18 protein-coding genes are annotated in these 18,744 nt (G+C 68.0%); 8 read left to right on the forward strand and 10 right to left on the reverse strand.

The window, feature by feature from the left end; genetic code table 11:
- The first annotated feature begins 46 nt into the window (after positions 1-46).
- A complete protein-coding gene (locus tag ABZV06_RS07625; protein ID WP_355619517.1) occupies positions 47-523 on the forward strand; it encodes an HIT domain-containing protein in 477 nt (158 codons plus the stop codon).
- Between the two features lie 35 nt (positions 524-558).
- Here the strand turns inward: ABZV06_RS07625 and ABZV06_RS07630 are convergent, their stop codons facing one another.
- On the reverse strand, positions 559-1,323 hold the full coding sequence (locus tag ABZV06_RS07630) for a hypothetical protein (RefSeq protein WP_355619520.1): 765 nt from the start codon (positions 1,321-1,323) through the stop codon (positions 559-561).
- 111 nt (positions 1,324-1,434) lie between these two features.
- Between ABZV06_RS07630 and ABZV06_RS07635 the strand changes: the two genes are divergently transcribed.
- The 4 genes from ABZV06_RS07635 (at position 1,435) to ABZV06_RS07650 (ending at position 4,612) form a co-directional block, all read left to right on the forward strand.
- Positions 1,435-2,133 (forward strand): hypothetical protein, encoded by a 699-nt coding sequence (locus ABZV06_RS07635; RefSeq protein WP_355619523.1) that lies wholly within the window; start codon positions 1,435-1,437, stop codon positions 2,131-2,133.
- A 72-nt stretch (positions 2,134-2,205) separates the two neighbouring features.
- Entirely contained in the window at positions 2,206-2,853 is a 648-nt protein-coding gene (locus ABZV06_RS07640; RefSeq protein ID WP_355619526.1) for a (d)CMP kinase, read from the forward strand.
- Positions 2,850-3,971 (forward strand): thiamine-phosphate kinase, encoded by a 1,122-nt coding sequence (thiL, locus tag ABZV06_RS07645; RefSeq protein WP_355619529.1) that lies wholly within the window; start codon positions 2,850-2,852, stop codon positions 3,969-3,971. The genes ABZV06_RS07640 and thiL overlap by 4 nt, the downstream gene beginning before the upstream one ends.
- The gene (locus tag ABZV06_RS07650) at positions 3,968-4,612 is read left to right on the forward strand and encodes a class I SAM-dependent methyltransferase (RefSeq protein ID WP_355619532.1); all 645 of its coding nucleotides are present in this window, start codon (positions 3,968-3,970) and stop codon (positions 4,610-4,612) included. The genes thiL and ABZV06_RS07650 overlap by 4 nt, the downstream gene beginning before the upstream one ends.
- Before the next feature lie 30 nt (positions 4,613-4,642).
- Here ABZV06_RS07650 and ABZV06_RS07655 read toward each other — a convergent pair whose 3' ends face one another.
- Entirely contained in the window at positions 4,643-5,782 is a 1,140-nt protein-coding gene (locus ABZV06_RS07655) for a helix-turn-helix transcriptional regulator (protein WP_355619535.1), read from the reverse strand.
- Positions 5,779-5,922 carry an NADH pyrophosphatase zinc ribbon domain-containing protein gene (locus tag ABZV06_RS07660; RefSeq protein ID WP_355619538.1) on the reverse strand — a complete coding sequence of 48 codons (144 nt, stop codon included), beginning with the start codon at positions 5,920-5,922 and terminating at the stop codon, positions 5,779-5,781. Before ABZV06_RS07660 ends, ABZV06_RS07655 begins: the two co-directional genes overlap by 4 nt.
- Positions 5,923-6,008: 86 nt before the next feature.
- Between ABZV06_RS07660 and ABZV06_RS07665 the strand changes: the two genes are divergently transcribed.
- Positions 6,009-6,782, forward strand: a complete 774-nt coding sequence (locus tag ABZV06_RS07665; protein WP_355619541.1) for a helix-turn-helix domain-containing protein — start codon at positions 6,009-6,011, stop codon at positions 6,780-6,782.
- 238 nt (positions 6,783-7,020) lie between these two features.
- On the opposite strand, the gene ABZV06_RS07670 is transcribed toward ABZV06_RS07665, so the two are convergent.
- Genes ABZV06_RS07670 through ABZV06_RS07680 form a run of 3 tightly spaced genes read right to left on the reverse strand, consistent with a single transcriptional unit; the run spans position 7,021 to position 12,454 of the window.
- Positions 7,021-8,298 (reverse strand): restriction endonuclease subunit S, encoded by a 1,278-nt coding sequence (locus ABZV06_RS07670; protein ID WP_355619544.1) that lies wholly within the window; start codon positions 8,296-8,298, stop codon positions 7,021-7,023.
- A gap of 2 nt (positions 8,299-8,300) precedes the next feature.
- On the reverse strand, positions 8,301-10,352 hold the full coding sequence (locus ABZV06_RS07675; RefSeq protein WP_355619547.1) for a class I SAM-dependent DNA methyltransferase: 2,052 nt from the start codon (positions 10,350-10,352) through the stop codon (positions 8,301-8,303).
- Positions 10,349-12,454, reverse strand: a complete 2,106-nt coding sequence (locus ABZV06_RS07680; RefSeq protein ID WP_355619550.1) for an N-6 DNA methylase — start codon at positions 12,452-12,454, stop codon at positions 10,349-10,351. The genes ABZV06_RS07675 and ABZV06_RS07680 overlap by 4 nt, the downstream gene beginning before the upstream one ends.
- 194 nt (positions 12,455-12,648) lie before the next feature.
- On the opposite strand from ABZV06_RS07680, the gene ABZV06_RS07685 reads away from it, so the two are divergent.
- On the forward strand, positions 12,649-14,421 hold the full coding sequence (locus ABZV06_RS07685) for a DUF6119 family protein (protein ID WP_355619710.1): 1,773 nt from the start codon (positions 12,649-12,651) through the stop codon (positions 14,419-14,421).
- A gap of 56 nt (positions 14,422-14,477) precedes the next feature.
- On the opposite strand, the gene ABZV06_RS07690 is transcribed toward ABZV06_RS07685, so the two are convergent.
- A complete protein-coding gene (locus tag ABZV06_RS07690; RefSeq protein ID WP_355619553.1) occupies positions 14,478-14,924 on the reverse strand; it encodes a hypothetical protein in 447 nt (148 codons plus the stop codon).
- A 63-nt stretch (positions 14,925-14,987) separates the two neighbouring features.
- Positions 14,988-15,527 (reverse strand): helix-turn-helix domain-containing protein, encoded by a 540-nt coding sequence (locus ABZV06_RS07695; protein WP_355246246.1) that lies wholly within the window; start codon positions 15,525-15,527, stop codon positions 14,988-14,990.
- Positions 15,528-15,612: 85 nt separating this feature from the next.
- Between ABZV06_RS07695 and ABZV06_RS07700 the strand changes: the two genes are divergently transcribed.
- Complete coding sequence (locus ABZV06_RS07700; protein WP_355619556.1) at positions 15,613-16,503, forward strand: NmrA/HSCARG family protein; 891 nt, start codon at positions 15,613-15,615, stop codon at positions 16,501-16,503.
- 3 nt (positions 16,504-16,506) lie between these two features.
- Here the strand turns inward: ABZV06_RS07700 and ABZV06_RS07705 are convergent, their stop codons facing one another.
- Entirely contained in the window at positions 16,507-17,691 is a 1,185-nt protein-coding gene (locus tag ABZV06_RS07705) for an FAD-dependent oxidoreductase (RefSeq protein ID WP_355619559.1), read from the reverse strand.
- An 82-nt stretch (positions 17,692-17,773) separates the two neighbouring features.
- On the reverse strand, positions 17,774-18,721 hold the full coding sequence (locus ABZV06_RS07710) for an RNA polymerase sigma-70 factor (RefSeq protein ID WP_355619562.1): 948 nt from the start codon (positions 18,719-18,721) through the stop codon (positions 17,774-17,776).
- Positions 18,722-18,744 lie beyond the last annotated feature (23 nt).

Raw genomic sequence — 18,744 nt, forward strand, 5'->3', positions numbered from 1 at the left:
CCCTACGCCTGCGGTGGCGCACAGCGGTTGGCGGTGGGGGGCTGCGTTGGCACCAGAGGGCATTGATGCGGGCGTTCTTCGTGATGTGTCGGCAAACTGTCTCTTCTGCCGGCAGGACGATCCGCGGCTCAACCAGATCTCGCATCGAAACGCGACCTGCTTCGCCCGTCTGGACAACTTCCCGGCCACCGAAGGGCACACCGAGATCGTTCCGAAACGCCACGTGGAGTCGTTCTTCGACCTGACGAGTGAGGAGCTCCAGGATGCTTTCGCGCTGATCCTGGCCGTGCGTGAGGACCTGTCTCGTCGCTTGCATCCGGAGGGCTACACCATCGGCGTCAACGAAGGGCGTGCGGCGGGCCGCAGCATCGATCACTTGCACATACACGTGATACCGCGCCGATTCGGCGACGTTGAAAATGCCGAAGGCGGTATCCGCCGGGTTCTCCCCAATTGCGATCCTGATCTTTGGCGGGCTGCGACGAACACCGCCACAGCCAATTTCGACCGCATTCTGAGCTAGCCGGCCTCACGGCCGCTTCTGGTCGGTCCGCCCGCTCACACGTGCAGTATGCCGTCGTCGCCGAGCAGCAGGCACAGCGAGTTGACCTCGTGCCAGAACTCGTCATTGGCGAGTGTGGCGAACCCGGAGGTCGCATCCACGCTGACGCATCCGATAAATTCGCCCCGCCCGTTCCGAATGGGGCTGGCGAAGACGGCGCCGCGGTGACGCACCCGCTGGAACTCCGACCAGGCCAGGTTCATGACGTCATCGGCGCCGTTGGCGCTGACGTACGTGTCGTACTCGGCGTCGGTGGTGAGCTTTGTCGCGAGCCGCTCGACGTCGACAGCCACCTCCTCGTTGCGTTTCCAGCACAGGCCGACTACGCCAACCCCCCTGCCGGGCTCGAATGCCCGGGTGGCAGGGGTGCTGCCCAGCCGGTACGTGGCGATGCGCACCAGTCGGCGACGAGGGCGACGCAGCGCCCAGGCGATACGCCAGACGTGCAGGCCGAGATCCGACGGAGGCGGCTTGGGGTCCACCTTCGAGGCAATGGCCAGCAGACGACCGAAATGATTGAGGATCTGGTGACGGACGGCGGTGCGGCGAGCCATCTGGGACCGCTCTGACCAGATCTGCGCGGGTGTAAGTGCTCCGAACGTCGTGATGACGGCTACCAGGATGGCGACGAGGTAGCCGCGACTGCCTTCGAGGCCGTCCCAGAATGATGCCGAGGGTACGGCGTATTGCTGAGCGACCAGGATGCAGGTCGCGACAAGCATGATCGCGCGATCGATGATCCTTGCGGTGAGGGGTCGCATGCGGTAAACGGTAGAACCTCTCGACAAGCCCTTTTGCGCATCAGGCATAAGCGAGTGTCTATCGATGCTACCGTGGCCCAGTACGCTTCACCGTCCTGTTCGGAGGTAGGCGTGGCGGTGACATCACACTGCATTGATGCCGAGTTGTGCGACGACTTGCGATCCGAGGGTGAGAGCACCTTCGCGGCGACGTACCGGGGGCATCCAGCCAGCCGTGAGATCGCATCTGTCCCGGGATTTCGGCTTCTGGCCGACCTGTCTCCACTGACCGTGGGGCATCTCCTGCTCCTGCCCGACGCTCACCATCTCAGCTTCGGGCATCTTGAAGCCAGGCAGTTTGACCAGGTCCGGGTCATCATGTCGCTTCTACGGCCGCTGTACATTGCGACCTTCGGGCAACTGGCCATCATGGAACACGGCTCCTCGACGAGGCTTCCCTCGGCATGCATCACACACGCCCACTGGCACCTGCTCCCCGTCGATGGGACGCGTGCGGTGGGCTTGATGGTGCGCGACGGGCTGACGCCCGTCCACCTGTCCGACGTCACCGCGTTACGGCGGTTCGCGTCCGTCGATCGGCCCTACTACTACTGCTGCGACGGCAGCACCCACGTCGCTTTCGATGCCGAACGCCGCATCCGCAGCCAGTACCTTCGTTCGGTGGTAGGCGTGATGCTGGGACTGGCTGATCCAGAGTGGGACTGGTCATTGGTGATCCGTAAGGATTTCCTGCGGGCCACGATGATCGCGACACAGGGTTGGCACGAGCGGCTCACGCGCGGTGTGTCGGCCTCAACGGTGCCCGGCTAGCGGCACGCGCGGGCGCTGATGGCATACATTGATGCCGCCCCGCCCCAGTGTCCGACAGAGGAACTCTTTCGAATGCAGCATGGCTTGGCAATATCGGTGGACGGCCCGAGCGCCAGTGGCAAGACCAGCCTCGCTGGGGCTCTCTCGGCACAGCTCGGACTACACGTACTCGACACCGGGCTGACGTATCGTGCAGTCGCCTACGCCACGTTACGCGGACCGGTGTCTCCTGGCGGCGAGCTGTTTCAGGTGCTCCGTCACGAGCTGGCGATGCCAGGGGCGCGACCCGCCCCGCCCGCCATCGTTTACCACGGGGAAGACATCACCGAGGCCATCTGGTCGGTAGAAGTGGAACAGCAACTACGTGTCGTATCCGCTGATCCGGCATGGCGACGCGACATCACCGAGCACCACCGCACAATCATCCACAGTCGCGAACGTGTCGTGGCCGTCGGGCGTGACTGCGCTACGACGATCATGACAAATGCCGATTGCCACGTGTTTCTGGTCGCTGCCGAGGCGGTCCGGCGGCAACGCCGCCGCGCGCAGTACCGGACGCGACCTGGTCGGGCGGTGAACGTCGGCCCGGCAACCAGGCTCGACGACGTCACGCGCGAGTACGTCAGTCGTCACCGGCACGGTCTGGTACTCGACACCACATTCCTGCCGTTGTCCGCCGCGGTGCGGGCCGTCCTTCACCAGCTGGGAGACCACCCATGACCCTCGAAGCAACCTACTCCGACGAGCCGACCCGCGTAGCGAAGCTCGTTGGTGCCTTTCTCACCGGTCAGTCCGGCTCTGTCCTCGGTGATGGCCAAGGCCCGAACGCCACCCTGACCGTGGGCGCCGACGCGAGGGACGACTGCGCGGTCTACGACATCGATGGCCCGGTCACCCTCGTCGTGGGTTCGGACTATGTCCGTGGTCCCAAATTCGCCCTCTACGAGCAGGGACTACTGACGAACTTCGACATCGGTTACTTCGTCGTCGCTGCCAACCTCAGCGACATCGCCGCGATGGGCGCGGCACCCATCGGCGTCCTGACCGTCGTCCGCTACCCCAACGACCTGGACGACGATGCGTTCCTCGACATCATGGCCGGCATCAATCAGGCCTGCGCCGACTCCGGCACGCTCAACGTCGGCGGCGACATCGGCAACGCCGAACGTATCGTGCTGTCCGCGTCTGCCATCGGACTCTGTCGCACTGGCACCGCCCTTACCCGCCAAGGCGCCCGACCCGGCGACTACCTGTGCGTCACCGGCGCCTGTGGGTCTGCGGGCTCGGCGGTCGCGTATTTCCCGAAGCGCAGCGCCAACGGTTGGACCCTGCCCGACAACCTGGAGCAGGATCTTCTTGAGGGCTGGCGTCGGCCCCGCGCCCGAGTGGCCGAAGGACGTGTGCTGTCCACCGGCGGCTATGCCACGGCTTGCCAGGACACTTCCGACGGGCTCAAGGCCACCATCGAGCAACTCGCGGCGGCCAGCGGTGTCGGCTTCGACGTCAACGAGGACGACGTCGCCATCCACCCTGCCGTCAGCGCCGTCGCCAAACTCATCGGCTCGGACGACATCACCCTCGCGATGAGCGCCTCAGCGGACTTCCAACTAGCCTTCACGGTCCCCGCCGAGAAGCTGGATGCCTGCCGAGACGAGTTCGCCCGCAAGGGCCTGACGTTCGACGTCATAGGACGTGCGACGACGCCCGAATCCGGAGTCGCCTTCATCGGTCGCGATGGCACCCGCCATTCTCTGCCCGGTGTCGCGTGGAAGCACCAGGCAACCGATGTCAGCGGTCTCGTCGCCGGCGTCACCGCCCCCACCACCGCGACCTCGTGACCGCTGCACTCGCCGCTTGGCCCGGAACTGAACGGGTCCGCCAGTCCTATGCCTCGTTGGTCGAGCACTACACCGCGCTGACCTTCAGCTACGGGCGCTTCCCGGGGCTTCAGCAGGAGGTGGAGGCATTCCTTGCCCTGCTGCCGGTCGGTCCCGTCCTGGATCTCGGTTGCGGTGCGGGCCGCGACGCGCACCTCACCGCGCAGAGCGGCCGGACCGCTATCCTGGCCGACGTCACATTGGAGCTGCTGTCCGCCACGGCGGCACGTCTGGGCATTCCCAGGGCGGTTTGCGGCGATGCCGTCGCCCTTCCATTCCGGGACGGCTGCTTCGCCGGAGTCATCGCGAGTGGTGTCCTGCTACACCTGCCCAAGCCGTACACACGCACAGCACTCGCCAGCGTCCGCCGCACTTTGGTACCCGGTGGCAGGGCGCTGATCAGCATGAAGCACGGGGGCCAGGACGGGTGGCGCACCACAGAGGAATTTCCCGCGCCGCGCTGGTTCACCTACTACGAGCCGGACGAATTCGCGGAAGTATGCCGTGCGGTCGGGCTCGGTGTCACGCACCTGGACATGAGTACCCGCAAGGACTGGTTCACCGTCACGGCGGAACGGCCGCGACTCGAATCCAGCGGCTGAGCACTAGGGCAAGCGGGCCGCCCGTTGCCCTCATCGGGTGAGCCCGATGAGGGTGGTCAGTCGGGCCATACCGGCGACTGCCGGGCCGCTTTGGGCGATATCGGTGATCAGGGTACGGGCGGCAGGGCGGCAGCGGATCTCGTCGGGCGCGACGGTGTGGGCGTGGGTGAGCGCGCGTACCGCGGCCGTGGGGTGGTCGGCCCGGAAGTAGGCACAGGCGGCGTCCACGAGGTGAGCGGCGCGGTGTTCGGCGGTCAGCGCAGGCCAGTCGTCGTGGCGCATGGCGTTCTCGTGGTGGTGGATGGCTTCGCCGGCGTCGCCGAGGTGCAGAGCGGTCCGGGATCGGGCCAGCAGCACGGCGGCGGGGCCGAACGCGGTGCGATGAGGATCGGCCCTGTCGATGCGTCGGTTGGTCAGAGCGCCGGCGTGGTCGAGCAGATCGAGCGCCCGTCGGCGGTCCCCAAATCCGGCGGCGGCCATCGCGGCTTGAAGGAGCAGGGTCCCCCGTACCGAGTGGTCGGCGGCGGTGGCCGCGGCGGTGACGGCCGCGGTGAGGGCGAGGCGGTCGCGCCCGAGAGCGCGCAGCGCCTGGGTGACGCTGATGGTAGCGGCGCCGACGTGCACGGGGTCGCCGCCGGCGGCGGTGACGGCACGGTCGGCGGCGAGCCAGGCCAGGTCGGCCTCGCCGAGCTTCACGAGCACCGACGCGGTGATCCGGTACGCGGGCGTCAGCAGCTCGGTGGTGGTGTGCGTGGCGTCGAGCAGGACGGGTAGCGCCTGTAGCAGGCGCGTGTAGTGGGCGTGCTGGTAGGCGAGCCAGGCGTGCGTGAGGCGCTGTCGCGCCTCGTCGGCGCTCAAGGTGCGGGTGGGCCGCCGGTGGTAGCGGGCCAGCGCGGCCCGAACCCCGTCGACCCCGTCCAGGCCGGTGCTGACCGACGCGGATGCGTGGGAGTCGAGCAGGACGGCCGGGTCGATGCGCAGTACGGCCGCGATGTCCCGCACGACGGGGTAGCGGTCGAGGCGGCGGACGCCCCGTTCGACCTTGTCGACCCAGCTCTTCGACTTGCCGAGCCGGTCGGCCAGCATCTGCTGCGTCATGCGCCGATGCAACCGCCACCGCGCGACGCGCCGCCCGACCGGCTCGTCGTGCTGCGTGAGCTGCCGGCTCACCGGGCCCGCCCTTGGGACAGCGGTTGGGTGGGCTGACCACAGCGGGGACACCATCGCGACTTCACCCGGAACGCCCACAGCCCGAGCAGAAACCCCGGCACCAACCCGCCGAACACCATCGCCACGACTTCGATCGCCATGCACGGGATGCTTCCGGCGCGTCACGGACGGTGGTACCGCTCCCGTGGGATCCTGGGGGGACGTCTATGGAAAGGTCCCGGCCGGCATGTCGCGAAATGACGTACTGAAATGGGCGATCGCGGGGGCCGGTCTGACCGTCGCCGATCTCGCCGAGAGGTGCAGTGTGGACGCCAAGACCGTCGAGCGGTGGATCAGTCGTGGACGTCTACCCCATCCTCGCTCCAGGATGCGCGCGGCCGAGGTGTTGGGCGAGGATGTGGGAGTGCTGTGGCCTGAGATGATCCGACGTGCGGTGAAAGTTGGAACCGACCGCGAGCTGGTGGCCCTCTACCCTCGCCGCGCTGACCTACCTCGATCGGTCTTCCGTGACGCGATCGAGCGCGCCAGCTCCCGGCTCTGGTTCGGCGGCTACACCAGCTACTTCCTGTGGCTGGAGGTGCCGGGTGCTGCCGCCACCCTGGCCGCGAAGGCCAGTGCCGGGGCTGACCTACGATTTCTGCTTGGTGACCCCGCCAGCCCGGTGACCGTTGAGCGTGAGCGCTTGGAGGACACTCCTCTTACCCTGTCGACACGGATCGCGATGACGCGTGCAGAGGTGGACAAGCTCCCAGCCGAGATCCCGGTCCGCTCCTCTGATCGTCACATCGCCATGTCCGTCTGGGTCTTCGACGAAGAGGCCATCGTGGCAACTCACATCGGGGCGGGGCTCGGTCAGGATTCCGTGACACTGCACCTTCGACGAGGTCAGGATGGTGGTGCCTTCGATCGGTATGTCGAGCACTTTGAGGCCCTGTGGGCCGACGGAACGCCCGCCAGCCCAGAAGCAGCCACGATCGCAGCCCTTGAGCAATATGAGTAATCGCTAACCAAGGGCGGTCGCCGACAGATAGTCCGCTGCAAGCTCTTCAGCTCATACACGAATTTTGTTCAGCTCAGCCGGCGTCAGCTTGGCCCTGATTGTGGTCGCGGAGGTGACGGCTTGTTCCGGGGTAGCGTTCTGCGCCTGCAGTACCGAAGCAGGCGCTACCTAACATGAATCGCTCTTTGTAGCCTCTGTCGAGGCGGGGTCACGGTCGCTTATTCCAGTGGCGGTGTGGTCAATCACAAATGCCGCGCCCGCTGGCAGTTGAGACATCAATCTGCCCGGTGACAGCAGCGGTGATCAGCGCCCGGCGTCGTTCAGCTAGAAGGCTGATTTTCCGGATCACTTGCTGCTGTAGATCATTTCTGAGCGCCAAATTACCGCCAATTTCCACCGCCAGCCGCTCTTGTGTCCGAAGGTTTGGAGTCATCACGGACAGGTTGGCGACGTCGGCGAGCCCTAGCCCTACTTTGGTACCGCCATAACTGCTCATGAGGAGGGTTTGCTTTGATCTGGATGACTTAATTGCGTAGGCGAGCCACGTAGAGTTGCAAATGTCGCCATTTGGGCGAATTAGCGCAAGGTGCTGACTGACATTTCCGCCAGCCGCACGAGCGTCAACCACGGCCACCGAACCAATGTCAGCAGTGATGCTCACTAGAACATCTCCGACCTCTGTGCGCGACCGTTCCCGTTCTTGCCCTGATGGTGGAGCTACGTAAAGTGGGGCGCTTAGATTTAGTTCGATCCCCCGTCTTGGTATGTTCGTAATTCTCAAGAACAGAGACGCTTGCGGCCCCTTGTCGACCACGAGTTCACCCCAGCCGCGCGGGCCGCTCGTAATTCTGTTTGCCAGATGCTTAACCCGGGTCGGCGAGTTCCCCTCGGCCAATTCGAGTAATTCAGCGATCACGCTTGTCTCAGATTGCGTAAGAAATTCACTCTGCTGTCGGTGCTTCTCAACTAGGGCGTCGATGTGGCTGGTTTCGGCATCGAGGAAGTTGGCGATGCGGCGCTGTTCCTGCAGTGGTGGGACCGGAAGCCCAACATCACGTGCTACGTCTAGGTTGATCCGAGATCGTGTAGAGCCGCGGGCTAGTGCGACGACCTGATCGGTAACGAATGATGAGCTTAGTGCCCAAGCGGCAAACCTGTGGGTCAGCCGAGTCTCGTCCAGCCGAGCGCGGAAGCAGTCTGCCTTCACGATCGCGGGACCGATGTTTTCTGGGGCAACGCAACTGCGCCCTACCGGATGTCGCTCGTCTCCCAGGCCGGCGATAAGCAGATCTCCCGGAAGCACTTGGTGGCGAAGCAGTTGTCTGTAGTGGTCGAATGGAATGTAGGCGGCGTCGGTGTTGCGGAAATGGGCAGCCCCGATGTTTCCGAGCCTGATAACGCGCGCACCTTCGTCAGAATAGTGGCTACTGGTCAAAGAGCTACCGAACGGCCCGTCGGTAATCTCCTGAATGAAACGCCGCAGTGGTACCTGAGGGTAGTTGTAAGTTGCCGACATATTTACTGCGTCACCTCGCTCAGCAGGGCCTGAATTTCGGCTTCCAGTGCCTTCAGTTCGGCGTCGATCTCGGCGAGCGGGCGCGGTGGCTTGTAGACGTAGAAGTGTCGGGTGAACGGAATCTCGTACCCGATCTTGGTCTTGTCGTGGTCGATCCAGGCGTCCGGGACGTGCGGGAGCACCTCGCACCGCAGGTACTCCTCGATGTCCTCGTGCAGCGGCACGTTCTCGTAGTCGCGCAGCTCCGCATCCGGCTCGGGGTTGCCCTTGAGCTGCTGCACCTCGCCCTCGGGGTCGCGAACGCCGACGATGTCACGCATGGCTTTCTGGAAGGCGGTGCCGGTCGGCCAGCCCACGCCTCCCTCGGCCATCGCTTTGCGCAGCGCGTCCCATGCCGCGCGCTTCGTCGTCCACACCTGCCCGACCAGCGGCTTCAACGCGGTGGTCAGGCCCTCCACGTCGGACAGCTTCTGGATCGCCTTCGAGGCGGCGAGCGCGGTGAGCGTCTCGTCGGTGATCTCGAAGCGCAGCTTCAGGGGACGCTCGACGGTGATGCGGCGATAGCCGAAGTCCTCGTTGGCGAAGACCTTCACCTTGCGGTGCTGCGGGTGCTCGGGGTCGTGCGCGGCGTCGAGAGCTTCCCCGTACAGCCGGGTTATGGCCTTGATCTGCTCCGGGGTGACGTACTTGCGCTTGTCACCGAGCGACTTACGCATCTTGGCGAACTGGTCGCGGGCGTCGAGCAGCACGACCTTGCCCCGGTGACCCCTGGCCTTGCGGTTGGTGAGGATCCAGAAGTACGTGGAGATGCCGGTGTTGTAGAAGAGCTGGTCGGGCAGGGCGACGATTCCTTCGAGCCAGTCGTTCTCCAGGATCCACTGGCGGATCCGTGACTCGCCGGACTCGGCCGCGCCGGTGAACAGCGGCGAGCCGTTGAACACGATGGCGATGCGGCTGCCGCCTCTGCCATCGACGGTCACCGGTTTCATCTTTGAAATCATGTGCTGGAGGAAGAGCAGCGACCCGTCGTTGATCCGCGGCAGGCCGGCGCCGAAGCGGCCACTCTCGCCGAGCGTCTCGTACTCGTTCTCGACGTCGTCCTTGACCTTTTTCCACTCGACCCCGAACGGCGGGTTCGCCAGCAGGTAGTCGAAGTGCTCGCCCTGGTGGCCGTCGTCGCTGAACGAGTTGCCGAACTTGATGTTGTCCGGATCCTGATCTTTGATCATCATGTCGGAGCGGCAGATCGCCCAGGACTCCGGGTTGAGTTCCTGCCCGAAGACGGTCACCGTCGCGGACCGGTTGAGCGCGGTGATGTGCTCCGCAGCCGCCGAGAGCATGCCGCCCGTGCCGCAGGCCGGGTCCAGGACCGTACGGGAGGTACCCGGGACGGTCAGCACGTCGTCGTCGGGGGCGACGAGCAGATTCACCATCAACTCGATGACCTCGCGCGGGGTGAAGTGCTCACCGGCGGTCTCGTTGGAACTCTCAGCGAAGCGCCGGATCAACTCCTCGAAGACGTACCCCATCTGGTGGTTCGTGACGTTCGGGACCGGCTTGCCGGTCTCCTTGTCGACGACCACCTCGCCGGTCTTTTTGTCGCGCTGGTAGGGGTGCAGGTCGAGGTCGGCGAAGCGGCCGGTCACCCGGTAGAGCAGGTTCGCGTTGTCGAGACGGCGTACCTGCTGGGCGAACTCGTACCGCTCCATCACCTCCTGTGCGTTGGGTGAGAACGCACCGATGTACGCGAGCAGGTGCTTCGCCATCTGGGCAGAGTCGTTGGTGATCGACTTCAGGGTGTAGCCGCTGACGTTGTAGAAGCGGTGCCCCGCCGCTCGCCGCAGGAACCGGGGAACGTCGACGGGTTGGTCCCGGAGCCGGTCGTGCTCAACTCGGACCTTGTCGCGGGTGGGTTCGAGCACGCACTCCAGGCGACGCAGGACGGTGAACGGCAGGATCACCTTGCCGTAGTCGGACTGCTTGTAGTCGCCGCGCAGAAGGTCGGCGACCGACCAGGCGTGGTTCGCCAGCTCGGTGTGTTTGCTGTTGTTCACCGGGGTCCTTCCGGGGGCAGAAGCGCGCCGCTGGTGAGGCCAGCGGCCAGGGTGCGGGTGGCCTCGTCGGCCAGGCGGTTGGCGGCATCCGCCGCGAGGTGTAGCGCGTGCAGATGCTGGAACGCCTGGCCGTACCGCCGCTGCTCGGCGAGGGGCAGCAGCGGAATCCGCAGGCGTCGTGGATCGATCCGGACCACGCTGGTGCCCGAGGACGCGGCGTTGAGATTGTCCTCCGCCGCCAGGAAACCGGCGAGGAACCACGGGTCGAGGCGCGCCGGGTCGGGGCGGAGCAGGTAGAGGTGTCGGCCGAGACGGTGGCCGTTGTCGTCGGCGTCCGCCACCCGAGCGGCACCGGCGCCCTCGTGCAGCATCTCGGGGAGAATCACGTCGCCCGCCTCGATCACGACGTCCTCGATGGAGGGTTCGTCCTCCGCCGTGCCCGAAGCCGGCCGGCGGGTGAGCACGTCCCGGACGGTCAGCATCCGCGAGAGACCCTTCTCGGCCAACGGGCGGGAGCTGCGGATGGTCACCGGTGCCCGCAGCAGCGTGAGAGCTTCACCGCGCAGGAGGTCCGCCACGCTGGCGTTGCGCCAGGTTCGCGGATCAGCGCCCGCCGGGGGCCAGGCGCGACCACCGCTGCGGGCCGCCAGGTCGGTGGCCGCGTGCCGCAGCCGGCTCGTCAGCTCGTACGCCAGGTGGGCCAGCTCGTCCGGTTTCGCAGCGACCGGAGCGACGCGGACATGCCGGGCGGGGCTCAGATCCACCGTCTCGTCGAGCAGGTCGACGACCGGAACGGCCTCCGCCACGCCCGGCAGCGGATCGAACCTGTCCGGATGCGGGGCGAAGTCGTTCCAGGAGTCGAGCGCGGCACGGCGGATCTGCGCCCAGTCCACCGGTGTTCGCCGGTCCGACGGTTCGGCGGTGCTGGCGGCGGTGGTGTCGACCAGGAGAACCGTCGCTGGCAGCGGCGACTGTGGCTGCGGCCGTTCGAGCAGCCACAGTTGCAGCCCGACGTGCAGCGGCTGGGCGACCCCCACCGGCAGGGCGAGGACGGCTCGGAGTACGCCGCTGCGGATCAACTCGGCCCTGATTCGTCGCCCGGACGGACGGAACGCCGCGCCGGGCGGCATGAGCAGGATGGCGCGGCCGCCGGGGTGCACGTGCGCGAGGCAGTGCTGTAGCCACGCCAGCTCCGACTCGCCCTTGGGCGGCAGCCCGAACACCCACCGCGAGTCGTACGCCAGATCCTCGTGTCCCCACTCGCGGTGCCCATAGGGCGGTGCGCAGAGCACGGCGTCGGCGGTCAGCGTCGGAAACGCGTCGTCCCGGATGCTGTCGCCGACCCTGACCTGCGCCTGTGCGTCGCCCGCCTCCACCGCGAGACGGGCGGCAGCCTGGGCCGCGAACGCGCCCACGCTGTCCTGGCCGTACACCTCGCCGGCCCCACGTCGGGCCGCGGCCAGGAGAAGACCACCCACGCCGCAGGCCGGATCGAAAACCCGACTCGGATACTCCTGGCCGGGCGTGACGAGAAGGTCGGCCATCAGATCCGTGACGGCTGACGGCGTCCGGTACGCGCCACCGGCCTTGCTGTCCGCCGTGTCTCCCTCGGCCAGCACCTCCAGCGCCTGCCCGGCGCCCTCGTCGACGACGCACCGGATCACCGCGCGCAGAAGTTCCGCATCCTCCTGGCGATAGGTGAGGTCGTCGATGTCGGGGACGTCGACTGCGTTCGATCGTCCCGCCTTCCCGGCCCACGCGGTGAGCCGGTCGTCGGTGAACTCGGCAACCCTCGACGTCGCCGGCTCGGCGAGACGGTGAACGGCGACCACCAGCGGAAGGAGGCGGACCCGACTCGCCGGATCGGGTGCCGCCATGCGCAGCGCGGTGCGTAGATCGTCTGCGGGGGAGCTGGCGGGCAACCGCCCGTGCGCGTCGAGCCAGGCTCGGACGGCGTGCAGGTCGTAGGCCGGACTCGTCTCCGTTCCGCCCACCGGCGTGGGGAATGAGGGGTGTCGTCGACGCCAGTTGCTGACCGTGGCCCGACTGACACCGGCCAGCCGGGAGATCTCGGCGGCGGTCACCAGGGTCGGCTGCGGCATGGGTGTCCTGTCGATCAGGTTGGGGCGCTGACCACACCCTACACTAGGCGTTAACACTGTTTGACACCGCTTTCACTGAAAGCATGTTAGAGTGATGTTCATCAGGCCGCTGGTCCGTTCGGCTGCCGCTGGTCCCGTCCTGCCCGGAAAACGAGTCCGGGCTGTCGCACCCTTCTTGGAGGCTCTTCGTGTCCATGAACCCGACCGCAGCGAACCGAGCCCGGGCGACGCTCGCCGACGGCCGATCCGACTCGCGGACAGCCAACGCGCAGCGCCGTCGCTACCGGAGCAGAGCGTCCCGGTCGCCGTCCACGTACCGCACCACGCTGTACCGCCTCGCCGACGTGTCTCCCGACGACCGCGGTCTGCGCAGCTGCCTGAACCACGAATACCTGCGCCAGAAGGGGTTTTCGGCACGGGCCACCGAGGTTGCCGGGGCTCCCGCCCTGCTGGTGCACGGCCAGGTGCCCCAGGGGCCGGCGGACTGGTGCCCGGTCGTCACTGCTCTGACCGGCGACAGTGTGGACGTCAGCTACAGCAGCGCAGGCTGCCTGCTGCTCGTTGCCGTCGCCGACGAGGTGTACGCCCTGACCTACGGCACACTCGGTCGGTTCATGTTCAACTCCGACCGCATCGACCCGGCGTTCGGCATCGCGTTCGCGATCCGGGCCATCGAGCCGGAGCGGGTCCGCCGCGTCACCCGACGGGTGTTGGCGTCGACCGGGCGGGTCGACCGCAACCTCGTGCCCGGTGGCCAGCCCATCCGCAGGTACCACATCGAAGGGTGGGGGGAGATCGTCGGCCAGCTCTGTGGCACGCTCACCAACGAGCGGCTGACCCGGGGGAGCAACCGGCCGGTCTCCATCGCCGGGGCCGACTCCCTGAGGATCGCCGTCAGCACCGAGCCGAGCGCTCTGCTCGGTGACCTGCGCGAGATCAGCCGGGTCTGCGCGGGTGAGGCGCCCTCACCAGAGCTGGACTTCATCACCCAGGTCCGGCCGATGCGGCCCGGCGCGCGTACCACCACGTTGGACGAGCGCCTGGACGAGATGCTCGGTCTCGACGAGGCTGTCGGCCTCGGGATCGCGCTGCCGATCGCCCAGGTCGAAGACGAGGCGTCCGCGTCGTCGTATGTGGTCAAGGTCCCGTACCGTCGGCAGTGCCATCCGGAACTCGACCTCGATGCGATCCTGCGCGACGTCCGCGGCCGGGCGTCGGGCCGCCGCCTGGAGGCGCTGAAGCTCGGCACCATCGGCCTCTGCGCCGACCCCGCTGGGCGGGAGCCACTCTCGCCGCCGGTCGGGGCGCACAAGTGGATCACCGCCGAGATCTCGCTCGGCGCGGCTCGCATGATCTATCACGAGGGTGGCTGGTACGAGATCGGTGAGAAGCACCTCGATCTCCTGCGCGCCGAGATCGACGGGATCCTGTCCCAGCCGACCTCGATCGTCCTCCCACCGTGGGGCGGCGGCCTCGACGAGGACGCCTACAACCGGTCCGTCGCCGGGTCCGGAGGCGGGTACGTCCTGCTCGACAAGCACTTCCTCCGCACCCGGCAGCACAACCGTGGTCACGGCATCGAGGCGTGTGACCTCCTCGGCCCGGACAACGAGTTGATCCACGTCAAGCGAGCCGACCGGTCCGCACCGCTCAGCCACCTGTTCATGCAGGGCGAGGTGGCGGTCGATGCGCTGCTGCACGAGCGCGACGCCCGGGAGCGGCTGGTCGCCATGGTGCGTGACCAGCAGCCTGCACATCGCATCGATGTGTCGTTCACGCCGCGCAAGGTCGTCTACGCCATCGCCCCCGGGCACGGCAAGCGGCTCACCGCTGACACCCTGTTCACCTTCTCGCAGGTTGCTCTCTATCGGACTGTCCGGCGGCTGCGCGGCGAGAGCATCGACGTCGAGGTGGTGACGATCCCGACGTCACCCCGAAAGTCGCTGCTGGAAGAAGCTCGACCGTGATCGGCGCTTCGTCGCGCCCGAAGAGCCGGAGCTGCTGATCGCGGACCGCGACGCCCCTACGCTGAGCCGGCGCCGTAGGAAGGTGGCTCCCAGCGGGGGCCCGTCATCCCGGCCGCCTGTTCGTGGGCACGATTCAGGATGGTCTCCGCCTCCCGTCGCGCGGCGGTAACGATGCTCTCCGCCTCGAGTCGCGCGACGGTGCGGTGGTCCTCGGCCTGCTTCTCGGCGAGGTCGAGGATCTGCTCCACCCGGGTACCCAGGCCGCTGAGGGTCGGCGTCTCCCGATTGCGCCGTCGTGCGGCGGCGGCCTGGGTGCCCTCCCCGCGGTCGGTCAAGCCGTCCTCGACGAGGCGGGACTCTGCGGTGCCGACCAGCGAGAGCGCCACGCCGACCGCGGCGACCGCGACCCCGGACCAGATGGCGGCCGGCCCGAGGGATGGGCCGATCGCGGCGCCGACGCCGAGCCCGACGAGGACGGCGGCGGTCCTGGCTGGCTTGCGCACGGGTCCTCCAACGCTGGTACGGGCTTCGGCCTCCAGCATGACGATCGAGTCAAGGCGGGCGGCTCACCGTCCGTGGGACCGGATTCCGGCCAGGGCGAGGGTCAGGAGTCGTTCCGCCTTCGTGGCGTCTGCCGGCTGGGCGGCGAGTGAGATCGCGTTGGCGAGGGTCAGCACGTCCGCCATCGCGACGTCGGCGCGGACGGACTCCTGCTCGACGGCTCGGCGCAACAGCTTCTCGCCGGCCGCGCTGAGCGTCGCGCCGCAGGTCTCGTTCTCCTCGGGTGGCGCGTTCAGCAGTGTCACCGCCAGGCCGCGGGTCGTCGTGGCGTACACGGTGACCTCGCGCAGCCAGGTGGTGAGGGCGGCGAGAGCGTCCGGCTCGGCCAGCAGTTCCTCGGCGCGGCCGGCGAGGTTGCGGACGCACGTCCGGAAGACGGCCTGGAGCAGGGACCACCGGGAGGGGAAGTGCCGGTGCAGGGTCGCCGAGCCCACTCCGGCGGATCGGGCGATCTCCTCCAGCGACGCGTACGCACCGTCGCGGGCGATGGCCTCCGCGGCTGCCCGCACGATGAGGTCGTAGTTGCGTTGTGCGTCCGCTCTCATGGCCCGCCCTTGCCAAAGTGGGGTGGTCCCCCATATCGTAGCCGACGTGAAGTGGGGGGACGCCCCACTTATTGGGGGAGGCATCATGGCTGTTCTCGTCATCGGCGCGACCGGCAAGCAGGGCGGGGCTACCGCCGGGGCACTGCTCGACCGTGGCGTCGCGGTACGCGCCCTGGTCCGCGACGTCGCCACCGACAGCGCCCAGGCTCTGGCGGCCAGGGGCGCCGAACTCATCAAGGGTGATCTGGACGATCCGGCGTCGCTGCTCGCCGCGGCAGAGGGGATGGACGGCCTCTTCTCGATCCCGTTTCCCGACCTGGCGAATCTGCAGGGCGATGCCGAGCTGACGCGTGGCCGCAACGTCATCGAAGCCGCGCGCCGGGCCGGGGTGGCGCACGTCGTGCACAGCAGCGTGTCCGGTGCGGGTGACTTCCACCGCAACCAGCCCGGCTGGGCCGAGGGCCGCTGGGACCGGCACTACTGGGAGAGCAAGGCGGCTATCGACGAGATGGTCCGCGCCGGCGGCTTCGCGCACTGGACCGTACTCAAGCCGTCGACGTTCATGGAGAACCTGCTCGGCTGGTCCTACCTCTTCGGCGACTGGTCCAGCGGCACGATCATCACCGGCTTCGCTGCCGACACCCGGCTTCCATGGGTCGCCGTCGACGACATCGGGGAGGCTGCGGCTATCGCGTTCACGCAGCCGGGCCGACTCGACGGACTGGACGTCGAACTGGCCGGCGACCTGCTCACCATGACCGAGATCGCCGCGATCCTCACCGAGGTCACCGGTCGGACGATCTCCGCGCCCGTCCTCACCCCGCAGGAAGCCATCGAACGCGGACTGCACCCCGCCATGATCGATTCGGTCGAGCGGATCAACGAGAACGGCAGCCCCGCCCGTCCGGACATCACCCGGGCGCTCGGCCTGCCCACGACCGACTTCCGGACGTGGGCACGCCGAACGTTCTCCTGAGAGTCACACCGTCGCGGCGGCCTCGGTCCGGGTGGCGCTGACGCGGCGGCGGCGTACCGGGTACAGGACCGGGTGGGAGATGCCCCAGGCGGCGCCCTTGCAGACCACCTCCTTGTAGCGGGCCGCCAGGCGTCCGGTGAGCTGGGACGGCTTGGCCCGGTCGTCGGCGGTCACGTACTGGATGATGCCGTCGCGGCGGCCGAGGCTGATGCACTGGTTGAAGTAGCGCAGCGGTGCGTTCGGCATCTTCGTCCGACCGGTCAGGCGCGCGGCGATGGCGTCGGCGGCCTGCCAGGCCATCGGAGTACCCGAGGCGCACGACATCCGCAGTGGCTTGCCACCCGGCCCGGCGGCGAGTCCGGCGTCGCCGATGGCGTACACGTCGGGGTGCGAGACGGACCGCATGGTGCCGTCGACGACGATCTGGCCGGTGGCCGCGACGGTCAGGGTGGTGGCGGCGGCGATGGGATGGACGGCGAAGCCGGTCGTCCAGACGGTCACCGTGGCCGGGATCGTCCCGCCGTCGGCGGTGACCACGCCCGACGGTTCGACCCGGACGACGTCGGTGTGCTCGTGGACGGTGATGCCGAGCCGGTCCGCCACGCCCCGCAGGTGCTGGCGCGCCCTGTCGTTGAGCCAGTCACCGAGGGCGCCGCGGGCGGCGATCGCGACGTCGAGATCGGGCCGAGCCTCGGCGATCTCGGTGACCGCCTCGAGGCCGGTGAGACCCCCGCCGACCACGAGCACCCGCTGACCGGCCGTGAGGTGGGCGAGGCGGTCACGCAGCCGCAGCGCCGCCGGCCGGCCGGCGATGTCGTACGCGTGCTCGGCGACGCCGGGGACGCCGTGCTCGGCGGCAGTGCTGCCGAGGGCGTAGACGAGGGTGTCGTACGCGATCTCGTCGGCACCCTGCTCGTCGGTCAGCGCGACGGTCCGGCGGTCGACGTCGACGGCGGTGACCCGGGCAAGGCGGACCCGGACGCCCGTGCCCGCGTACACCGTGCTCAGCGGGCGGTGCGTGAGGTCCTGGCCGGTGGCGAGCTGGTGCATGCGGACCCGCTCGACGAAGTCGGCCTCGGCGTTGACGACGGTGATCTCGATGTCGTCGGGGTGCAACCGGCGGGCGAGGCGGCCGGCGGCGATCGCTCCGGCGTAGCCGGCTCCGAGGACGACGATGCGGTGCTTCATGGCGGCACTCCTGTCTCGGCGATGGTCGCTTCCTGAACCGGACAGCGACGCGATTGCTGACAGGAGTCGGCTATGACCTGGGTCACCAGACGTGCAGGAGCGGTTCCCCGTGCTCGGCGGCGGACCACTGGCGGGTGACGCGTTCGAGCTTGTCGGGGTTGACCTGGACGCGGATCGCCGCGACCCCCTCGGGAGTCACCTCCAGGGACATGACGCCGACGACCTGCTCGCCGGTCACGACCACCACCGCGGGGCCGCCATTGACGACCCCGGCGTAGAGGGCGGGGCTGGTGCCGCCCACCAGGTTCCGCTTGACGTCGCTGGGCTGGAAGAGCCCACGCATGAACTTCGCCACCGCCAGCGCCCCGACGACCGGCCTCGTGCGGGCCGGGATCTTGCCGCCGCCGTCGCCGATGCTCGTCACGTCCCCGGTCAGCAACTCCACCAGCCGCTGGATCTGACCGCTGTTGGCCGCCGCGAGGAACTCCGTGACGATCCTTCGCGCGGCGGCGTCGTCGACGGGGGCGTGCGTCCGCTCGACGGTGACGTGCTGCTTGGCGCGCCGGTAGATCTGCTGGCAGTTCGACTCCGTGACGCCGAGGATCTCGGCGATCTCGCCGTGCGAGTAGCCGAACGCCTCGCGCAGCACGTACACCGCGCGCTCGTTGGGTGACAGCCGCTCCATGAGGGTGAGCACCGCCATCGACACCGATTCGCGCTGCTCCACGGTGTCGACCGGGCCGAGCATCCGGTCTCCGGCGAGGACCGGCTCGGGCAACCACGTGCCCACGTAGGTCTCCCGCCTGGCGCGCGCCGAGGTGAGCTGGTTGAGGCACAGGTTGGTGAGCACCCTCGTCAGCCACGCCTCGGCTGTCTCGACGTGCTCGCGGTCGGCGGCCTGCCAGCGCAGGAACGTGTCCTGGACCGCGTCCTCGGCGTCGCTGGCCGAGCCCAGCAGCCGATAGGCGATCGCCTCCAGGCGGGCCCTGGAACGCTCGAACACCTCGACCTCGTCGGCGCGTAGCGACATGGCCCGACAGTAGCCGCGACGGT

The organism is Micromonospora sp. NPDC005172, assembly GCF_040608555.1.
Lineage (GTDB): Bacteria > Actinomycetota > Actinomycetes > Mycobacteriales > Micromonosporaceae > Micromonospora.